A 16,121-nucleotide genomic window follows, 5' to 3' on the forward strand; every position below is an offset into this window, starting at 1 on the left:
TGCGCGTTCGAAAGCGAGCAACGATGTTTTCATAACCCCTACAGCGAGGTCAGATCTCCTCGTGCTTTAAGAAGAAGGATCGCGTCCTCAATCATCTCCGCTGCCCGCGAGTCGATTTGTTGTGGATCTCCACTAAAAGTTGCTTGGAACGACAGCGGCTGCAGCGCAACTTCGACGAAGCGAATCGCCGTTCTCTTAGCGCTACCATCGCCTTCTGCACCGTCTCCCGCAGGCCCCAGTAGTGCAGCTACGACACCGTCCACTGCCCCGCGAAAGCTAGACTCATACGCTTGCTGTGCAAGCTGCGGAAAGTTGTCAGCCTCGGCAGCAACAATGCGCATGAAGGAAATGCAGCGCGGCAGTCTGAAGCCATCTGCGAGCGCCTCTCCAACATGCCTAAGGCGGTCCTCAACATCGAGATGCGACGGCACCGGCGTCATATCCGAGAACATCAAGTGAATCGAGCGAAGGACGACCTCTTCGAACAACTCGCCCTTGCTGCGATACCTGCCATACAAAGCTGATTTCCCCACCCCGGCTTCTTTCGCCACTTGATCAAGAGTCGTCCGTCCAAATCCCTGTTCAAGGAACAGAGCGGTCGCGGTCTCTATCAGTTGCGCCTCTACCAGGCCGGCCTCGCTGGCTTTCGGCCTTCCGCGCCTTTGCGTCCGAGCGATCTGCTTGTTTGGTGTTGTCACCCGCCCCCCTAATGGACGATATCGTCCTTTAATGATGGCACGATCGACGTCAGCGGTCCCCGGGGTGCCCGATGAATGTTTAAGCGAGCTTTACCCTCTCGCACCGCCAGCGCGGCTTAGCCTCTTCTACGTTAGTATTTTTGCTAACTTAACTCGCAGTCTCGGCTCGTGAGACCTTGCCCCAAGAGAGTTCCACCATGTTGTCGCTGCCACCTCCTCACACCTACGCTCGGCTGATTGGCCCGGCATGCCTTGAACCGGCGCTGCTCGGTTTGCCCATGAGTGCGCTCCGGATCCAGCTCGGCTTTCCCTCGCCCGCCGAGGACTTTCAGGACGATGAGCTCGATCTCAATCAAGTGCTGATCCGCAACCCGCCGGCCACGTTTTTCTATCGAGCCGAGGGCTGGAGCATGCTTCTGGCTGGTGTTTGCGACGGGGACATCCTTGTAGTGGACCGCTCGGCACGCCCGATCACCGGCGACATGGTGCTTGCTGTGTGGGATGGCAATCAGCCGGTCTGCAAGATCCTGCACATTGCAACGGACCACATCGAGCTACACAGCCGGAGCCCGCACTGCGGGCCGATCGTCCTGGCGCCAGGCACAGAGGTCGAGGTGTTCGCGGTCGTGGGTGTGGTCCGTCAGGTCACGCGCGCTCATTCCCGCGCTGGCCGCTGATGTTCGCGTTGATCGACGGCAACAATTTCTACGCCAGCTGCGAGCGGGTGTTCCAGCCCGAGCTGCGCGGCAGGCCGTTGGTCGTGCTGAGCAACAACGATGGCTGCGCCATTGCTCGATCGGACGAGGCCAAGGCGCTAGGCGTGACGATGGGACAGCCCATCCACAAGGTGCCCACGCAGATCCGCCGGCGGCTGGCGTTGCGCTCCGCAAACTTCGGTCTGTACGGCGACATCGCCTCGCGCATCGGCGTGATCCTTCGCCAAGCCGCGCCGCGTGTGGAGGTGTACTCCATTGACGAGTCTTTCCTTGACCTGGCCGGGATGCGCGATCGCCGGCAGCTCGCCGTCGACCTACGCGAGCGCGTTCACCAATGGACTGGCATCCCGAACTGCATCGGCATCGCGCCGACGAAGACCCTGGCCAAGTTAGCCAACCGGGTCGCCAAGGATGCGGCGCGCAAACCGGGCAGCTACCCGGCCGATCTGGCCGGCGTCTGTGACTTGGCAGCGCTTAGTGCAAGCGAGTTCGATGCCGTGCTGCGGGCCACGTCAGTTGGCGACCTCTGGGGCGTTGGTAGGCGCTGGAGCGCCAGGCTGCAGGCACGCGGTGTGTACACGGCAGCGGATCTGCGGGATGCGGCTGCAGACGACCTGCTCGCGGAGTTCGGAGTGGTGATGGCGCGCACGCAGCGCGAGCTGCAGGGTCACGCCTGCCTCGAGCTTGAAGAGGTCGAGCCAGACCGGCAGCAAATCATGGTCAGCCGATCGTTCGGGACATGGGTAAGCGACCCGCAGGATATGTCAGAGGCGCTGGCCACCTTCGCCATGCGTGCCACCGAGAAGCTGCGCGCTCGCGGATTGACGTCGAGCGCGATTGGCATCTTTGCCGAAACGGACTCGTTCAAGCCGGGCGTACAGCAGCACAACCCATCGCGCACCGCCCCACTCGCCTCCGCCACCTCTGACAGCCGCATCGTGCTCACGACTGTACGCCGGCTGTTCCAGGGCTTCATGCGAGAAGGCTTCGCCTACAAAAAGGCCGGCGTGTGCCTGATGGATCTAGCCAAGCCTGAAGACCTGCAGGGCGACCTATTCACTCCGGCTCGCATCGGCGACGAGAAGCTGATGAGCGCCTTGGACGCTATCAACCGACGCTTCGGGCGGGGTACGGCCGGCCTCGGTGCAAGCGGGTGGCAGAACTCTCCAGCATGGGCTTCGCGGCAAGAGCTCTTGTCGGGACGCTTCACTACCTCACTGGCAGATCTACCGCGCGCCACGTGCTGATCGCGCGCCGGCAGGCCTGACTCAGGCGGCTCGGACTAGCTCCAATTTCTATGGCAGCGTGCAGGCCTGGCAATCCACGAGAGATGGGCGGTCGATGCGCTTGTGCTCAAGCGTATACGCAAGTGTGGTGGCCGCAGCCCCGTTCCAGGCCCCTAATAGGCAATTTTTGGGATGACCATCGGGAGGAGGTAATTTAGGTAATCCGTCCTCATAAATGCGAATATCCATATGGTTATCAAATACTTACACAAAAAAATCAAAGGTAATTAAAGGGTAACTTAGAGGTAATGGGATTACCTTTTAGGGAGGTAATTAAGCTTCCAAAAAATACCCTTAAAATTCAATGACATAACTTTTTTATGGGAGGGCAATTACCTCAAATCACCCCAAAAGGTAATCCATAATTTCCCATTGAAATCAGCCGCTTAGGCCCTGTTTCAGGTCTCGGATTACCGATTACCTTGTTCCGATGGTCATTTGCCGAAATGCGCCCGGCGGTCAAGCCAAGGAAAGCAGCCGTACCCACCCGCAAAGCGCCCTAGGCGCGCAGGGATCTGCAGGGAAGAGAGGCCCCCCTTGAATCGTACGGGTCGGTAACAGCAGCGCGCCCTAGGCGCGCCCTGCGGGGGTGCAGCGAAAACCGTGCATGAAGCCCGCAGGCGTGGCGGGGCGACGATTGCGCGCGCCGACGCGACCGGGACAAGCTGTTGAAGATGGACCGTCGACAGTAGATGGGCGGAGCGGCTATTGACGGGCAAGCATGTGGCAGCTGATAAGAGCCGCCTATCAACCGGCGGCAGAACGATGGCTATCAACAGCGAATGGATAGAGCGGCTTGTGCAGGACCAGGTGCAGGAGTCGCTTCATTTGGACTTCAAGCGCGAGCTTCCGACCAAGCGAGAAGACAGCCGAAAAGAATTGCTGAAGGACGTATGCGCCCTGGCAAATACCGAGGGCGGCCGAATTGTTTATGGAGTCCGGGAAGGTAGCGATGGCCTCGCTGAGGCAATCGTTCCTATCGCTAGCGAGGACCGAGATGATGCACAGAGGCGCCTGGATCAATGCATTGCAGACGGTATCGAGCCGCGGGTAGTTGGATATACCGTACTGGCGATCTCAGTAGACGGCGGATACGTGCTTGTAGTCGAAGTTCCGCAGCAGTACGGCGGTCCGTTCCAGACCAATTTCAACAATCAGAGAAAATTTATCTATCGGCAGGGAACGATGAACTTGGAAATGAACTACGGCCAACTTCGCGCAGCATTTCAGCTTCGCGGAAGAGCATCACAAGCCGCAACTGAGTGGCGAATTGGGCGTCTCGCTCACCTGGATCGTTCAATCCAGAAACGGCAGCTTGAAGACGTAGCTTGGCTTACCTTGCACATCGTTCCACACCAAAGCTTATTTGGTGATTCACAAATAGACATCCATGCCGTTAGAAATAGACATCGATCTCTAATTGAGGGCGACCATACGCTTTCATCTACCTTCACTGCCGATGGCCTACTTTACACAGACGCAGGACGCGGCGAGCCGAAGAGCAAATTCATCCGTATGTTTCGGTCGGGTCTGGTTGAAGTGGTTTGGAAAGGCAGAGCTAGACAGGAGCCAGGGAAACTTGTCATCCACGGCTACACTGCCACGGCTCTGATGAGAAATGCATCCAAAAACTGCGCAATAGCGCTTGGCCAAGTGGGTATTAGCGGGCCAGCGTACATCGCTCTCTCGGGCATTAATGCAGAAGGGTACGGCCTACTTTATCCTGGACCGGACTTCCTACAAGAGGCAGCGGCGCCATGGGAGCCGGCGATCGAACTACCCATGCTTGAGGTGGATAGTCTTGCTCAACTTGCAACCGATCCCGACATCTGGTGCCGCCAACTGGCTAACATGTTATTCCAAACATTTGGACTTGAAGAATGTCCATTTTATTCAGCAGATGGCAAATGGATCTCCAGAGGGTAAGAGAGATAAATCTCTAGCAACTTCCTGTGTTGGACGAGCTTATGTAAGGCTGAATGGTGGGTTGGAGGGCATAGAACATCGTGATCGGAAATAAGTAAGAGGGCGGCTATGCGCCCCCTCATTTCTTAGACACCGCCAAGACGATCGCGCGCCACAGCAGCGTATTGGTCGGTCATCTCAATTCCAACCGCCTCGAAGCCTTCCAACTGGGCAGCAATTAAGGTAGTGCCAGACCCGGCGAAGGGATCAAGCACACGCCCACCCGCCTCGCAGATCCGCACCAGCTGTCTCATCAAGTCGGTGGGCTTGCCGGTCAAGTGATGCTTATCAGCCTTGCGCACCGACTCACGGATGACACCAGGCAGCACAGGCGCGCGGCGGTCCAGCGGCATGTTGCCCTTGCTGCCCCACACAATATATTCGGCCTGGTTGCGGAAGCGGCCCAGCTGGGGCCGCACGCCTTCGGTTTTGTCCCAGACAGTGATGCCGCGCCAGGTGAAGCCGGCGATCTGCAGCGCGTCGGTGGTCAGCGGTAGCTGCCGCCAGTCGGTGAACAGCAGCACCGGCGCGCCGTCCTTGAGCACGCGCGCGCACTCGGATAGCCACAGGTGCATCCATTTCAGGTGCGAGCGCTGGTCGCGCTCGTCGCCAACAAAGTCCGCATGGAGATGCGGACCGCCGCCCTGGACGTATTTCTGCGATGGCGACTTGGCCCGTGCAGCAGCGGTGAGGCCACCGCTGGCATACGGCGGGTCAGTGATCAGCGCGTCGAACGAATTCGCTTCGAGCGTGGGTAGGATGGTCAGGGCGTCGCCCTGGAGCAGCTGGTTTTTCATGGTGAGAGCCTTCTTGGATTCGCTCGCGGCGATCGGAGGTGAGGCTCTCGGCCTTCAGGTGATTGAGCGTGCCGCAGCGCGGGCACTTGATCTGGATTTCCTCGAATGCGCCGGCCTTGCACAGCAGGCGGGCGCATTCGCCACAACGGAGGTTATTGAGCATTGCGTGGTCTTGCGGTGGGAAAGGATTACGCGGCCGCTGGCGGCGCGTAGGGGGCGAAAGAGATCACCTCATCGCCCACCCAGTCGTTGATCTTCAACATGCGCGCCTGCAGCGGTTCCAGCTCATTGGCGGCCCAGACGGCAGCGGCCTCACGGATGGACCCGAAGCCGCCGGCGTTCTGCGGCACGATGCCCATGAGCTGCGGCGGGATCCGCAGCGCGGCCAGCATGTCGTCGCGGGTGATGCCCTTGATGCCGCTGAACTCGTCTTTGGCTGCCACCTCGCTGACCGGTATCAGCTTCAGTCCATCCTTGTTGCCGCCTGGCGAGTACAGGAACAGGTTGCGGAAGTTGCCCGGCCCCTTGGCGCCCTTCATGGCGTTGCGTAGCGCGTCCACGTCCTCCTGGCTCTGCTGCGGGTCGGTCAGGTACAGGATGAAACCGGCATGCGAGCCGTTGTTGTAGTACTTGCGGCGGAACAGCGTGGCCGATTCGTTGAGCAGCGCCGACTGCATGGCCGGCATCCACTCGGGCAGGCCGTAGAGCTCCTGATCGACATCGGCTTCGCGCAGCTGGAACACGCTGCCCGGCTCGAACACGTGCTCGTCGTGCCAGGTGCGCACCTGGAAGTACTCGCCCTCGGTGATACCGCGCCGCATGTACTTGGACAACGGCGCAGCCAGCGACAGCGCACCGCCCATGCGGTTGCGGCGGCGCTCAAGGTAGCCATTGCCCAGGGTGATCCAGTCCAGCGACAGCTGCTCGAAGGCCTCACGCGTCAGCAACCGGTGCGGCTTGAAGGTGCGCGCCAGCATATTGCGCTTGAAGATCAGCCCGGACTGCAGGAACGGATTGCTGCGCGTGGTCTTGGACAGGCCATCCAGCGCCACCGGCGGTTCGTACCAACGCCCGTTCTGCCAGCACTCCAGATAGTCCAGCACCCCGCGCCCATCGAGCACCGGCGTCGGGTCGCCAAAGGTGAAAGCCTCGGCACGCGTGGGCGCTGCAGGCCCAATGGCGGGCAGCTGGTCGGTCGACATCAAGAGATCTCCATGAAGCCGGAGTTGCGCGCGGTGCGCCCTTCCAGCGGTTCGTTCTGCAGCGCGTGGAACAGTGCCCACGCCAGGTCGGCGTGGCCGGTCTCTTCGGAGCGGCCTGCCGTGAAGGTGGATTGGCGGCCGCTGGCCGTCATCGTCTTGCGGATGGCCATCAACGACTGCGCCACGTCGGTCCAGCCGGCATCGAATTCCAGCCGCCCGTTGTGGATCACATCGAACGCCTTGAGCACCAGGCGCGTTTTGACCTCTGGCGAGTAGCTGAAGGTGACCAGATTCGGGAAGAACTGCTTCACCAGCTGCGCCACGCCGCTGCCCATGCCGGTGGTGTCGATGCCGATGTAGGTCACCCAGTACCGGCGCGTGATGCGCTCGATCTCAGCCGCCTGCTTGGCAAAGTCCATGCCCCGGAACTGGATGCGCTCTAGCAGCCGGAACTTGCCGCCTGGCTGCTGCGGTGGCGCCACCACGACCAGGCCGGCGGTGTCGCCGGTCTCGGCCGGGTCGTAACCGATCCACACCGCGCGATCGCCGTAGGGGCGCGCGGCAAAGGGCTTGTAGTCCTGACCCCACTCGACCCAGCTGTCGACCATGCACGGCTGCAGCATCGCCAGCGGGAAGATGCTGGCGCCGTCGTCGACGAACTCGCACATCAACAGGTTGGCGAAGGCGTCCGGGCTGTATTCCTCGCGCAGCTCGTCGATGTCGAACAGGTCGCAGCCACGGCGCTGGGCGTCGAGGATGTTAACGATCTGCCGCCAGGCGCGGTCCTGGCAGCGGCGGCCACCGGCCAGCGCCTCATGCGACACATCGATCTGGATCCGCTGCGCGGCCGGCTTGCCCTTGTTGCGGCGCTCGCCGGTCCAGAACGTGTAGGCCTCGTGCGCCATGCTCGATGGCGTGCTGAAGTAAGTCTTGCGCCACTTCTTGTGCATCGCCATGCCGCTGGCGACCTTGTTCAACTCGTTGAACCCGTAGGTCCAGAAGAACTCGTCGAAGTAGAAATTGCCGTGGTAGCCCTGCGCGGTGCGCGCATTGGTGCCCAGGAAGAACAGCTCCGCGCCGTTAGGAAACACGATGCTATCGCCGCCGGAAAGCGTCTCGTCGATCGTCTCGCGCACGAACTGCTGCATGTAGCCGCGGAACAGATGCGCCTGCGCCTTGGAGGCGCTGAGGAAGATCTGATTGCGCCCGGTGGTGAGTGCATCGATCAGCGCCTCGCGGGCGAAGTAAAACGTTGCACCGATCTGGCGCGATTTGAGGATGATGCGGGTGCGTTCGTTGCTGGCCCGATACCAATCGCGCTGATAGTCGAAGCAGCCGTCGACGAACGCCGTGGTCAGCTGCTCGACCTGTTCCTCAGTGAAGTCGTTGCGCTTGGGCTTCTTCTTCGGCGCGGCATTGCGATTCGCCACAGCCGGATTCAAGTCGGCTTCGTTGCCACCACCCTGGTAGCGCTGGATGCGTGCTTGGCGCTCCAGCTGCCGATGCAGCAGATCAATTTCTTTGAAGTCGCCGCCGGACTTTTCCGGCTTCATGATCAGCACGACTAGCCGCGCTTCGAGCGCGCCACCGATGCGCTCAACATTGTCTGCGCGATCCCACTCGTCACGCGACTTCCAGCTGTGTACAGTCTTCTCGTTCTCGCCGATGGCCTGTGCGATTTCCACCACGCGCCATCCCATCCAGTACAGGAATTTCGCCTGTCTGCGGGTGTCCATCGGGAGCTGGGTGGCAACGCTTTGCATGCCAATCAGGGTGCGGCACACCTCTTAATCCCGACAGCTGACTGACACGTAATTGCTTGGCGTACATGGCGATTTCGTTGCTGCGCTATGCCTTGCGTTTGACCATGGATCCATCGCAACGCAAACGCATCCAGCGCAGAGGATCCCCATGTCGGGCAAGACCAAGAAGTTCCGTTCCAACTGGTTCCGTGTGGCCGTCGAAGGTGCCACCACCGATGGCCGGACGATTCAGCGCAGCTGGATCGACGACATGGCCGCGACCTACAACCGCGAGACCTACGGTGCGCGCATCTGGATCGAGCACATGCGCAGCCTGCTGCCGGACTCGCCGTTCCGCGCGTATGGCGACGTCACCGCCGTCAAGGCTGAAGAGGTCGAGATCGATGGCGCCAAGCGCCTGGCGCTGTTTGCCCAGATCGAGCCGACCGCCGACCTGATCACCATCAACAAGTCCAAGCAGAAGCTCTACACCAGCATCGAGGTGCAGGAGAAGTTTGCCAACACAGGCAAGGCGTATCTGGTTGGCCTGGCAGTTACTGATTCGCCGGCAAGCCTGGGCACCTCCATGCTCAGCTTCGCCAGCCAGAACCCCGAGGCCAACCCGCTGGCCGATCGCAAGCAGTCACCGGGCAACCTGTTCACCGTCGCCGAAGAAACCGCGCTGGAATTCAGCGAAGTCAGCGAAGGCCCCGTCGCCAATCTGCTCAGCCGGATCCGCACCGCGCTCAAGAGCGAGGATGCCACCAGCATCACCGCCGAGCAGTTCGCAGAGCTTGGCGAAGGCGTTGAAGAGATCGCCGAGCACGTGCGCGGCCAGGACGAACGCTTCAACCGCCTGCAGGCCGAACACGCCGAGCAGAAGACCAAGCACGAGCAGCTGGCGAACGACCTGGCGCAGCTGCGCGAGTTGCTGTCCCAGCAGCCCGACCCCGCACAGCCCGCACGCCCGGTGGTCACCGGCGGCGGCGCGGCTGTGCTGACCGACTGCTGATCCCACACCACCACACGCACACGCCGCCAGCGCCACATCTTCGGAGCCACCATGCAAAACGCCACCCGCCTGCAGTTCAACCAGTTCGCCGAGCAGATCGCCAAGCTCAACGGCATCACCTCCGCCTTCCACTCGTTCGCCGTCGATCCGACCGTGCAGCAGAAGCTGGAAACGCGCATGCAGGAATCCAGCGAGTTCCTGTCCAAGATCAACATCATCCCGGTGGACGAACTGTCCGGCCAGAAGGTGGGCATCGGCGTCACTGGCAGCATCGCCAGCCGCACCGACACCGGCGCCGGCAAGACCCGCACCCCGCGCAACGTCGCCGCGCTCGACAAGAACGAGTACGTCGCCAAGAAGACCGACTTCGACACCGCCATCCCGTATGCTTTGCTCGATGCCTGGGCCAAATTCCCGGACTTCCAGGCGCGGCTGCGCGATGCCATCGTCAAGCGCCAGGCGCTGGATCGTCTGCAGATCGGCTTCAACGGCACGCACGCCGCGGCCGACACCGACCGCGCGGCGTTCCCACTGCTGGAAGACGTCAACATCGGCTGGCTGCAGCAGTACCGCACCAATGCCGCCCAGCGCGTGTTGGCCAGCGGCAAGACGGCCGGCAAGATGACCATCGGCGCCAGCGATGGCGCGGACTACCGCAACCTCGACGCGCTGGTGTTCGATGTGGTGAGCAACTTGCTCGACCCGTGGCACCGCAAGGATCCGAGCCTGGTGGTGGTGCTGGGCCGCGACCTGATGCACGACAAGTATTTCCCGATGGTCAACAAGGACCAGCCGGCCAGCGAGAAGATCGCCACCGACCTGATCTTGAGCCAGCGCCGCGTCGGTGGCCTGCAGGTGGCCGAGGTGCCGTACCTGCCGGACGGCGCGTTGATGGTGACCTCGCTGTCCAACCTGTCGATCTACTACCAGACCGGCGGCCGTCGCCGTTACATCCAGGAAGTGCCCGCCCGCGATCGCATCGAGAACTACGAGTCCTCCAACGATGCCTACGTGGTCGAGGACTACGGCCTGGGCTGCGTGGTCGAGCACATCGAGATCGAGGCATAAGCCATGGCCGACAGTCCCGCCAAGCGCCACCACAGCCGCGTGCTCGCCGAGCTGGAAGCCGCCCAACGCGCACCGCACCAGCTGATGGCCGGCGCTACCGCGTACGAGCAGCACATGGCGCAGCTGCAGAGCGATCGCCTGCGGCTGAAGCAGATCCAGTCCACTCAGGGCAAGGCTGCGCTCAAGCTGCAGCTGCTGCCGACCTACGTGCCGTATCTGGCCGGCGTGCTGGCCGGCGGCCAGGGCGCGCAGGACGAGATCGTCATGACCTGCATGGTGTGGCGCATTGATGCCGGCGACTATGCCGGGGCGCTGGAGCTGGGCGCCTATGTGCTCAAGCACGGCCTACAGATGCCCGACCGCTTCTCCCGCACGGTGGGCTGCGTGCTGGCCGAAGAGATCGCCGAGGCGGCGCTGTCTGCGCAGAAGACCGGCCAGGTGTTCGATGTGGCCGTCTTGGCCGACACCGCCACGCTGACCGCCGAGCAGGACATGCCCGATGAGGTGCGCGCCAAGCTGCACCTGGCGCTTGCCCGCGCCTCGCTGGCAGACCTCACCGACGAGACGCCCGCCGACCAGGCGCAGCCGATCGCCGCCGCCGCTGTGGCCAACCTGCAGCGCGCCATCGCACTGCATGGCAGCTGCGGGGGCAAGAAGGATCTGGAGCGCGCCGAGCGCCTCTTGAAGAAGTTCAGCGTTGAGCCTGCGGGCACCAGCGCATAACCGAGCGTCCCCGCAACCCTCGCCGGCTCGGGGCTGATCCACAGCAACGCATCGCTGCGGTGACGCCCCGACCACCGGCGATCTCTTCCGAGCCATCCATGAGCGGATTTACTGCCACCGGCACCACCAGCGCCACGCCTGATGCGATCGCCAATGCGCCGTTCTGGCCGGCGATCGCGCCGGGTGCCGTGCGCGCGAGCATGCGCCTGGATGGCACCGTGACCGATGCGCGCCTGCGCCACGCCATCGTCGCCGCCATGCTCGCGGTGAACGATGAGCTGCAGACCTGGGCCGACACGCAGCAGCAGGCCGGCTTCACAGCGCTGGCCGATGTGCCCAGCACCACGGTGGATGGCATCTCGCGTCGCGTGCAGCTGTATCTGCGCGCAGTGGCATGCGCCACCGCCGTCGAGGTGGCAGAGCGTTACCGCAGCTTCGACGCCACTGACAGCGCCAATCAACGCGCAGACGACCTGTCGCCGAGCATCACCGAGCTACGCCGTGACCAGCGCTGGGCCGTGCGCGATCTGCAGAACCTGCCGCGCAGCACGGTGGAGCTCATCTGATGCGCGTGCATGCCATGCAAGGCGACACCGTCGACCTGCTGTGCTGGCGCCACCTGGGCAGCACGGCCGGCTTGGTCGAGCGCACCTATCTCCTCAATCCCGGCCTGGCCGAACTGGGCGCCGTGCTCCCGCACGGCACGCCGGTGGAGTTGCCCGAGGTAACCACCACCACGGCGGCGATGACGCCGCTTGTGCAGCTATGGGACTGACCTGATGACCGAACCCACCTCCGTATCGAGCGGCTTTCTGATCGCCACCGGTGTGGGCCTTGCCTCCGTGCTGCCTGGCATCGACGGCGATGCGCTGATCGGCGCGTTTGCCGGCGGCGCCTTGTTCGTGGTGTCGGCCGCCAAGCAGCCGCTGTTGGCGCGGCTGATCTATTTCCCGGTGAGCGTCATCGCCGGCTACCAGCTGGCGCCGGAGCTGCTGCGCTGGCTGCCGATCAAGTCCAGTGGCGTCGCCGCCTTCGCCAGTGCCGCGTGCGCCATCACGGTCACGCTGGGCCTGATCGAAAAGAGCAAGTCGTTCGACTTTTCCTTCCTACGTCGTGGAGGTCCGCCCAGTGCATAGCCTGGTCACCGTCCTGACGTTGATGGCCTCACTGGCCATCTGCGTCCGCCTGCTTACCTACCACCGGCCCGTCGATGCGCGTCACCGGCGTGGCGCCGGCTGGTGCGCGTGGCTGCTGATCGCCAGTACCGGCGGTCAAGCGCTGCACATCCTGCTGGCCGGCGCAGGTTCGCAGGTCAGTCCCTGGCACCTGGGCACGTTGACCGTGCTGGCAGTGCTCACCTACCGCGCCCAGGGCAACGTGGCGCGCATCCTGAAGGTCGATTGATGTTCACCGATACCCAGCTCGCCTCGATCATGCAGTGCTCGCCGCAACGCGCCCAACGTTGGCATGGCCCGCTGCTCGCCGCTGCCAACCGCTTCGGCATCACCACCAAGCGCCGCGCCGCGCATTGGCTCGGCCAGGTCGGCCACGAAAGCCTCAGCCTGTCGCGCATGGAAGAAGGCCTGCACTACACGACCAGCGTACGACTGCTGGAAGTCTTCGGCGCACGCATCACCCCGGCGCAGGCGCCCAAGTTCCTGCGCAACCCGGTCGGCCTGGCCAACTTCGTCTACGCCGACCGTCTGGGCAACGGCAACGAAGCCAGCGGCGATGGCTATCGCCACCGGGGTCGTGGTCCGATGCAGCACACCTTCCGGGGCAACTACCGCCGCATCGGCGTGCTGATTGGCCTGCCGGTGGAAGAGCAGCCGGATCTGCTGCTGCAGGTGGAGCCCAGCGCATTGGGCGCAGCGGCGTACTGGCACGACAACGGTCTCAATGTGCTGGCCGATGCCGGCGACGTACTCGGCCTGGGACGCAAGATCAACCTGGGCAACGTGCGTGCCAAGCGCTTGCCCGAAGGGCATAGCGATCGCGTCACGCGCACGCAGCGCGCCTTGCAGATCCTAGGCGTGAGCTGATGATCACGCGCGTGATCATCCTGCTGGCCCTCATTGCCGCGCTCGTGGGCGGCTGCGTGTGGCAGGAGCAGCGCGTCAGCGCTGCGCAGAAAGACCGCGACGCCGCGCTGCAGGCAAAGCGCCAGGCCGAAGCGGAACGCGATAGTGCCAAAGGCTCCACCACCGTCGTCACGCAGTACGTCGACCGCGTGCAGATCGTGCGCGAAGCCGGCGCCACCATCACCCGCGAGATCCCGATCTATGTCACCCAGAAAGCAGACGCTGCTTGCGCTATCCCTGCTGGCTTTGTGCGGCTGCACGACGCCGCCGCCACGGGCCAGCCTGCCGGGCCGCCCACCAGAGATCCTGATGCGCCGGCCGCCGGCATTACGCTCTCTGGCATTGCCGGCACCGTCGCCGACAACTACACCAGCTGCCACGCCACCGCCGCGCAGCTGAGCGCACTGCAGGACTGGATCGACCTGCACGCACCGGAGCTGGCGCCGTGATCAAGCCCGCCAGCCTGCGCGCGCATCTGGTCGCGGCACTGCCGGACCTGGCACGTGATGCCGACCGGCTGCTGGTGTTCATTGACGCCGGCAGCCTGGTCAGCACGTTTCAGCCGGGTCTGTCGTTCGAGTACCAGTACACGCTCAACCTGATCCTGACCGACTACGCCGGCCACCCGGACAGCGTGATGTTGCCGCTGCTGGAATGGGTGCAGGTCAATCAGTCCGAGCTGCTATCCAATCCGGCGCGCCGCGGCGAGATTGCCTTCGAGGCTGACATCCTCGCCAACGATGCCGTGGATCTGTCGATCAAGTTGCCGCTGACCGAGCGCGTCGTCGTGACGGCGAAGGACGGCGGCGGCTACGACATGACACATGCGCCTGAGCCGCAGATCGACCATACATGGATGAGCTGAACGCGCTGGAGACATGGGCCGCGCCGCTGCTTGCGCGTCTGCAGGAGGGCGAGCGCCGCAAGCTCGCGCGCAAGATCGGCACCGCGCTGCGACGATCGCAAAGCCAGCGCATCGGTCGGCAACAGGCACCTGACGGGACGCCCTACGCACCGCGCAAGGAGCAGCTGCGCGATAAGTCCGGCAGGGTCAAACGCAAGAAGATGTTCGCCAAGCTGCGGCAAACCAAGTTCCTCAAGGTCAGCGCCAGCCCCAACGAGGTGAGTGTTGGGTTCGTGGGGCGCGTGTCACGCATCGCGCGGGTGCATCAAGAGGGATTGAATGAGAGCGTGAGGCCTGGTGGTCCGAGGGCACGGTACGAAAGGCGTGTGCTGATGGGTTTTACTGCAGACGACCGGCAAATGGTCTACGACCAGCTTTTACATCATCTCGTCTAGGAAAGGCAGCAGAAGCCACTTGGCAACGGACACGACCATAAGATCGTTGAGTGAATTATATCTAAATGATAGTGTCGGGTCCTGACCCGTGCCGTATGCAGGATTCTTCCGTGAAGACGCTCAAGTCATGGACCAATTTTCTGAGAATGGATTTCTAAAAAACATGACAGTGATTCGTGAAGAAAATACGATTCGGTTTCAAGGTAAATATCGAGATGCCGACCTTCATGCACCGTTAGCTTGCGTTCACCAAGCCGTGAAGGACCTGGGGTATCGGGACGTCATTCTAGATTTTTCTTCATGTACCGAGACTTATCCGGGACCCATGCTCAGCCTCTGCGCTGAGGTATTACGTCTGCGGACAGAAATGATCGACACACAGTTGGTGTTGCCAACCAAGCCAGAGCTTTCCCGCCTCTTCATTAATGCTAACTGGGCCCACATCCTTGAGCCAAGGGCATACAGTGCATCTCGCTTTCGTGGTCACAGCCAAATCCCGGCAACCCAATTCACAAATCCCACCGAACAGAATGACGCTGTAAATCGCATCGTCAACGCAATACTAGGCGGAATACCAGGAATTAGACGGGAGCATTTTGCTGCCTTAGAGTGGGCTGTAAACGAGCTTACCGATAACGTAATTGTCCACTCACAATCGGTCATCGGCGGGCTAGTTCAAGTCTCCAGCTTCAAACGTGATTCCAAAGTTGTTGAATTCACCATCGCTGATTCTGGCCTTGGAATTCCCGCAACCCTAAGATCCGGCAAAGAATTCTCCGGCTCTGATACAGATGCTCTGGACAGAGCGATCAGGGAAGGTGTGACACGAGATAAATCAGTAGGCCAAGGCAACGGCTTATTTGGTAGCTATCAGATTTGCTCTCATAGTGGTGGCGCATTTCAAATCGAGTCAGGGCATGCACGACTTCTTTTGAGGCCGGGCCAGCAGGGCCTACTAGAGATCCGCGACCAAAAAATTCCTGTGAAAGGGACTCTCGTTATCGCTAAGATAAATTTTAGCGACCCTGACCTCCTAAAAGATGCCCTTAATTTTTCCGGAAAGTCTCATAAACCGGTTGACTACATCGAGACAAAATATGAAGGCGACTCAGATAACATAATTCATGTCTCTCTAATAGAAGAGACACAATCATTTGGCAGCAGGGTTGCTGGCACGCCAATACACATTAAACTTCACAACCTGGTTCTAATGTGCCCAGGACAGCCTATAGAGATTGACTTCTCCGGAGTTCCATTAATCTCTAGCAGCTTCGCTGACGAAGTGTTTGGAAAGCTATTTGTTAAACTAGGACCGCTGGAATTCATGCAAAGAATCAGGTTCAAGAACGTTGAGCATACAGTCCGTATGCTTATAGATAAGGCAATATCTCAACGCGTTAGTACCGGACTAGGAAGCTAAATATCAATTTTAAAAATTTACTTTCATGACCCTTGCACCAGCCGCAAAGGTAATTAAATGAATGAAGGTTGCGATATCGATACCGTCTTGCGGTGTGGCTTGCAATCAACAG

The 16,121-nt window shown here is 61.4% G+C and carries 20 protein-coding genes; 15 read left to right on the forward strand and 5 right to left on the reverse strand.

Going from position 1 to position 16,121, the window contains the following annotated elements:
- Positions 1–38: 38 nt before the first annotated feature.
- A complete protein-coding gene (locus tag AC06DU_RS18130; RefSeq protein ID WP_478202952.1) occupies positions 39–698 on the reverse strand; it encodes a TetR/AcrR family transcriptional regulator in 660 nt (219 codons plus the stop codon).
- 197 nt (positions 699–895) lie between these two features.
- Here AC06DU_RS18130 and AC06DU_RS18135 point away from each other — a divergent pair, with 197 nt between their 5' ends.
- The 3 genes from AC06DU_RS18135 (at position 896) to AC06DU_RS18145 (ending at position 4,626) form a co-directional block, all read left to right on the forward strand.
- Entirely contained in the window at positions 896–1,375 is a 480-nt protein-coding gene (locus tag AC06DU_RS18135; RefSeq protein WP_478202953.1) for a LexA family protein, read from the forward strand.
- A complete protein-coding gene (locus tag AC06DU_RS18140) occupies positions 1,375–2,661 on the forward strand; it encodes a Y-family DNA polymerase (RefSeq protein ID WP_478202954.1) in 1,287 nt (428 codons plus the stop codon). Before AC06DU_RS18135 ends, AC06DU_RS18140 begins: the two co-directional genes overlap by 1 nt.
- An 804-nt stretch (positions 2,662–3,465) precedes the next feature.
- On the forward strand, positions 3,466–4,626 hold the full coding sequence (locus AC06DU_RS18145; protein WP_478202955.1) for an AlbA family DNA-binding domain-containing protein: 1,161 nt from the start codon (positions 3,466–3,468) through the stop codon (positions 4,624–4,626).
- Positions 4,627–4,751: 125 nt separating this feature from the next.
- Here the strand turns inward: AC06DU_RS18145 and AC06DU_RS18150 are convergent, their stop codons facing one another.
- From AC06DU_RS18150 to AC06DU_RS18165, 4 genes are read right to left on the reverse strand one after another with little or no spacing between them, the layout of a single operon-like run.
- Positions 4,752–5,462, reverse strand: coding sequence for a DNA-methyltransferase (locus tag AC06DU_RS18150; RefSeq protein ID WP_478202956.1), 711 nt, complete (start codon positions 5,460–5,462; stop codon positions 4,752–4,754).
- Positions 5,380–5,625: a Com family DNA-binding transcriptional regulator gene (locus tag AC06DU_RS18155; RefSeq protein WP_478202957.1), complete on the reverse strand. Its 246-nt coding sequence runs from the start codon at positions 5,623–5,625 to the stop codon at positions 5,380–5,382. Before AC06DU_RS18155 ends, AC06DU_RS18150 begins: the two co-directional genes overlap by 83 nt.
- 25 nt (positions 5,626–5,650) lie before the next feature.
- Positions 5,651–6,664, reverse strand: a complete 1,014-nt coding sequence (locus AC06DU_RS18160) for a phage portal protein (protein ID WP_478202958.1) — start codon at positions 6,662–6,664, stop codon at positions 5,651–5,653.
- Positions 6,664–8,427 carry a terminase ATPase subunit family protein gene (locus AC06DU_RS18165; RefSeq protein WP_478202959.1) on the reverse strand — a complete coding sequence of 588 codons (1,764 nt, stop codon included), beginning with the start codon at positions 8,425–8,427 and terminating at the stop codon, positions 6,664–6,666. The genes AC06DU_RS18160 and AC06DU_RS18165 overlap by 1 nt, the downstream gene beginning before the upstream one ends.
- A 148-nt stretch (positions 8,428–8,575) precedes the next feature.
- On the opposite strand from AC06DU_RS18165, the gene AC06DU_RS18170 reads away from it, so the two are divergent.
- The 12 genes from AC06DU_RS18170 (at position 8,576) to AC06DU_RS18225 (ending at position 16,009) form a co-directional block, all read left to right on the forward strand.
- Positions 8,576–9,418 carry a GPO family capsid scaffolding protein gene (locus tag AC06DU_RS18170; protein ID WP_478202960.1) on the forward strand — a complete coding sequence of 281 codons (843 nt, stop codon included), beginning with the start codon at positions 8,576–8,578 and terminating at the stop codon, positions 9,416–9,418.
- A 51-nt stretch (positions 9,419–9,469) separates the two neighbouring features.
- On the forward strand, positions 9,470–10,486 hold the full coding sequence (locus tag AC06DU_RS18175; RefSeq protein ID WP_478202961.1) for a phage major capsid protein, P2 family: 1,017 nt from the start codon (positions 9,470–9,472) through the stop codon (positions 10,484–10,486).
- 3 nt (positions 10,487–10,489) lie between these two features.
- Complete coding sequence (gene gpM, locus AC06DU_RS18180; protein WP_478202962.1) at positions 10,490–11,209, forward strand: phage terminase small subunit; 720 nt, start codon at positions 10,490–10,492, stop codon at positions 11,207–11,209.
- Between the two features lie 98 nt (positions 11,210–11,307).
- Complete coding sequence (locus tag AC06DU_RS18185) at positions 11,308–11,775, forward strand: head completion/stabilization protein (protein ID WP_478202963.1); 468 nt, start codon at positions 11,308–11,310, stop codon at positions 11,773–11,775.
- The gene (locus AC06DU_RS18190; RefSeq protein ID WP_005917735.1) at positions 11,775–11,984 is read left to right on the forward strand and encodes a tail protein X; all 210 of its coding nucleotides are present in this window, start codon (positions 11,775–11,777) and stop codon (positions 11,982–11,984) included. Before AC06DU_RS18185 ends, AC06DU_RS18190 begins: the two co-directional genes overlap by 1 nt.
- A gap of 4 nt (positions 11,985–11,988) precedes the next feature.
- Complete coding sequence (locus AC06DU_RS18195) at positions 11,989–12,345, forward strand: phage holin family protein (RefSeq protein ID WP_005917737.1); 357 nt, start codon at positions 11,989–11,991, stop codon at positions 12,343–12,345.
- Positions 12,338–12,613: a phage holin family protein gene (locus AC06DU_RS18200; RefSeq protein ID WP_029220345.1), complete on the forward strand. Its 276-nt coding sequence runs from the start codon at positions 12,338–12,340 to the stop codon at positions 12,611–12,613. The genes AC06DU_RS18195 and AC06DU_RS18200 overlap by 8 nt, the downstream gene beginning before the upstream one ends.
- Positions 12,613–13,251: a glycoside hydrolase family 19 protein gene (locus tag AC06DU_RS18205; protein WP_478202964.1), complete on the forward strand. Its 639-nt coding sequence runs from the start codon at positions 12,613–12,615 to the stop codon at positions 13,249–13,251. The genes AC06DU_RS18200 and AC06DU_RS18205 overlap by 1 nt, the downstream gene beginning before the upstream one ends.
- Positions 13,251–13,739, forward strand: a complete 489-nt coding sequence (locus tag AC06DU_RS18210; RefSeq protein ID WP_478202965.1) for a hypothetical protein — start codon at positions 13,251–13,253, stop codon at positions 13,737–13,739. Before AC06DU_RS18205 ends, AC06DU_RS18210 begins: the two co-directional genes overlap by 1 nt.
- Positions 13,736–14,155: a phage tail protein gene (locus tag AC06DU_RS18215; RefSeq protein ID WP_478202966.1), complete on the forward strand. Its 420-nt coding sequence runs from the start codon at positions 13,736–13,738 to the stop codon at positions 14,153–14,155. The genes AC06DU_RS18210 and AC06DU_RS18215 overlap by 4 nt, the downstream gene beginning before the upstream one ends.
- Positions 14,143–14,589 (forward strand): phage virion morphogenesis protein, encoded by a 447-nt coding sequence (locus AC06DU_RS18220; protein WP_323488052.1) that lies wholly within the window; start codon positions 14,143–14,145, stop codon positions 14,587–14,589. Before AC06DU_RS18215 ends, AC06DU_RS18220 begins: the two co-directional genes overlap by 13 nt.
- A gap of 127 nt (positions 14,590–14,716) precedes the next feature.
- Positions 14,717–16,009, forward strand: a complete 1,293-nt coding sequence (locus AC06DU_RS18225; RefSeq protein ID WP_323488051.1) for an STAS-like domain-containing protein — start codon at positions 14,717–14,719, stop codon at positions 16,007–16,009.
- The last annotated feature ends 112 nt before the right edge of the window (positions 16,010–16,121 follow it).

The sequence above is a fragment of the Xanthomonas sp. NCPPB 3200 genome (assembly GCF_056393585.1).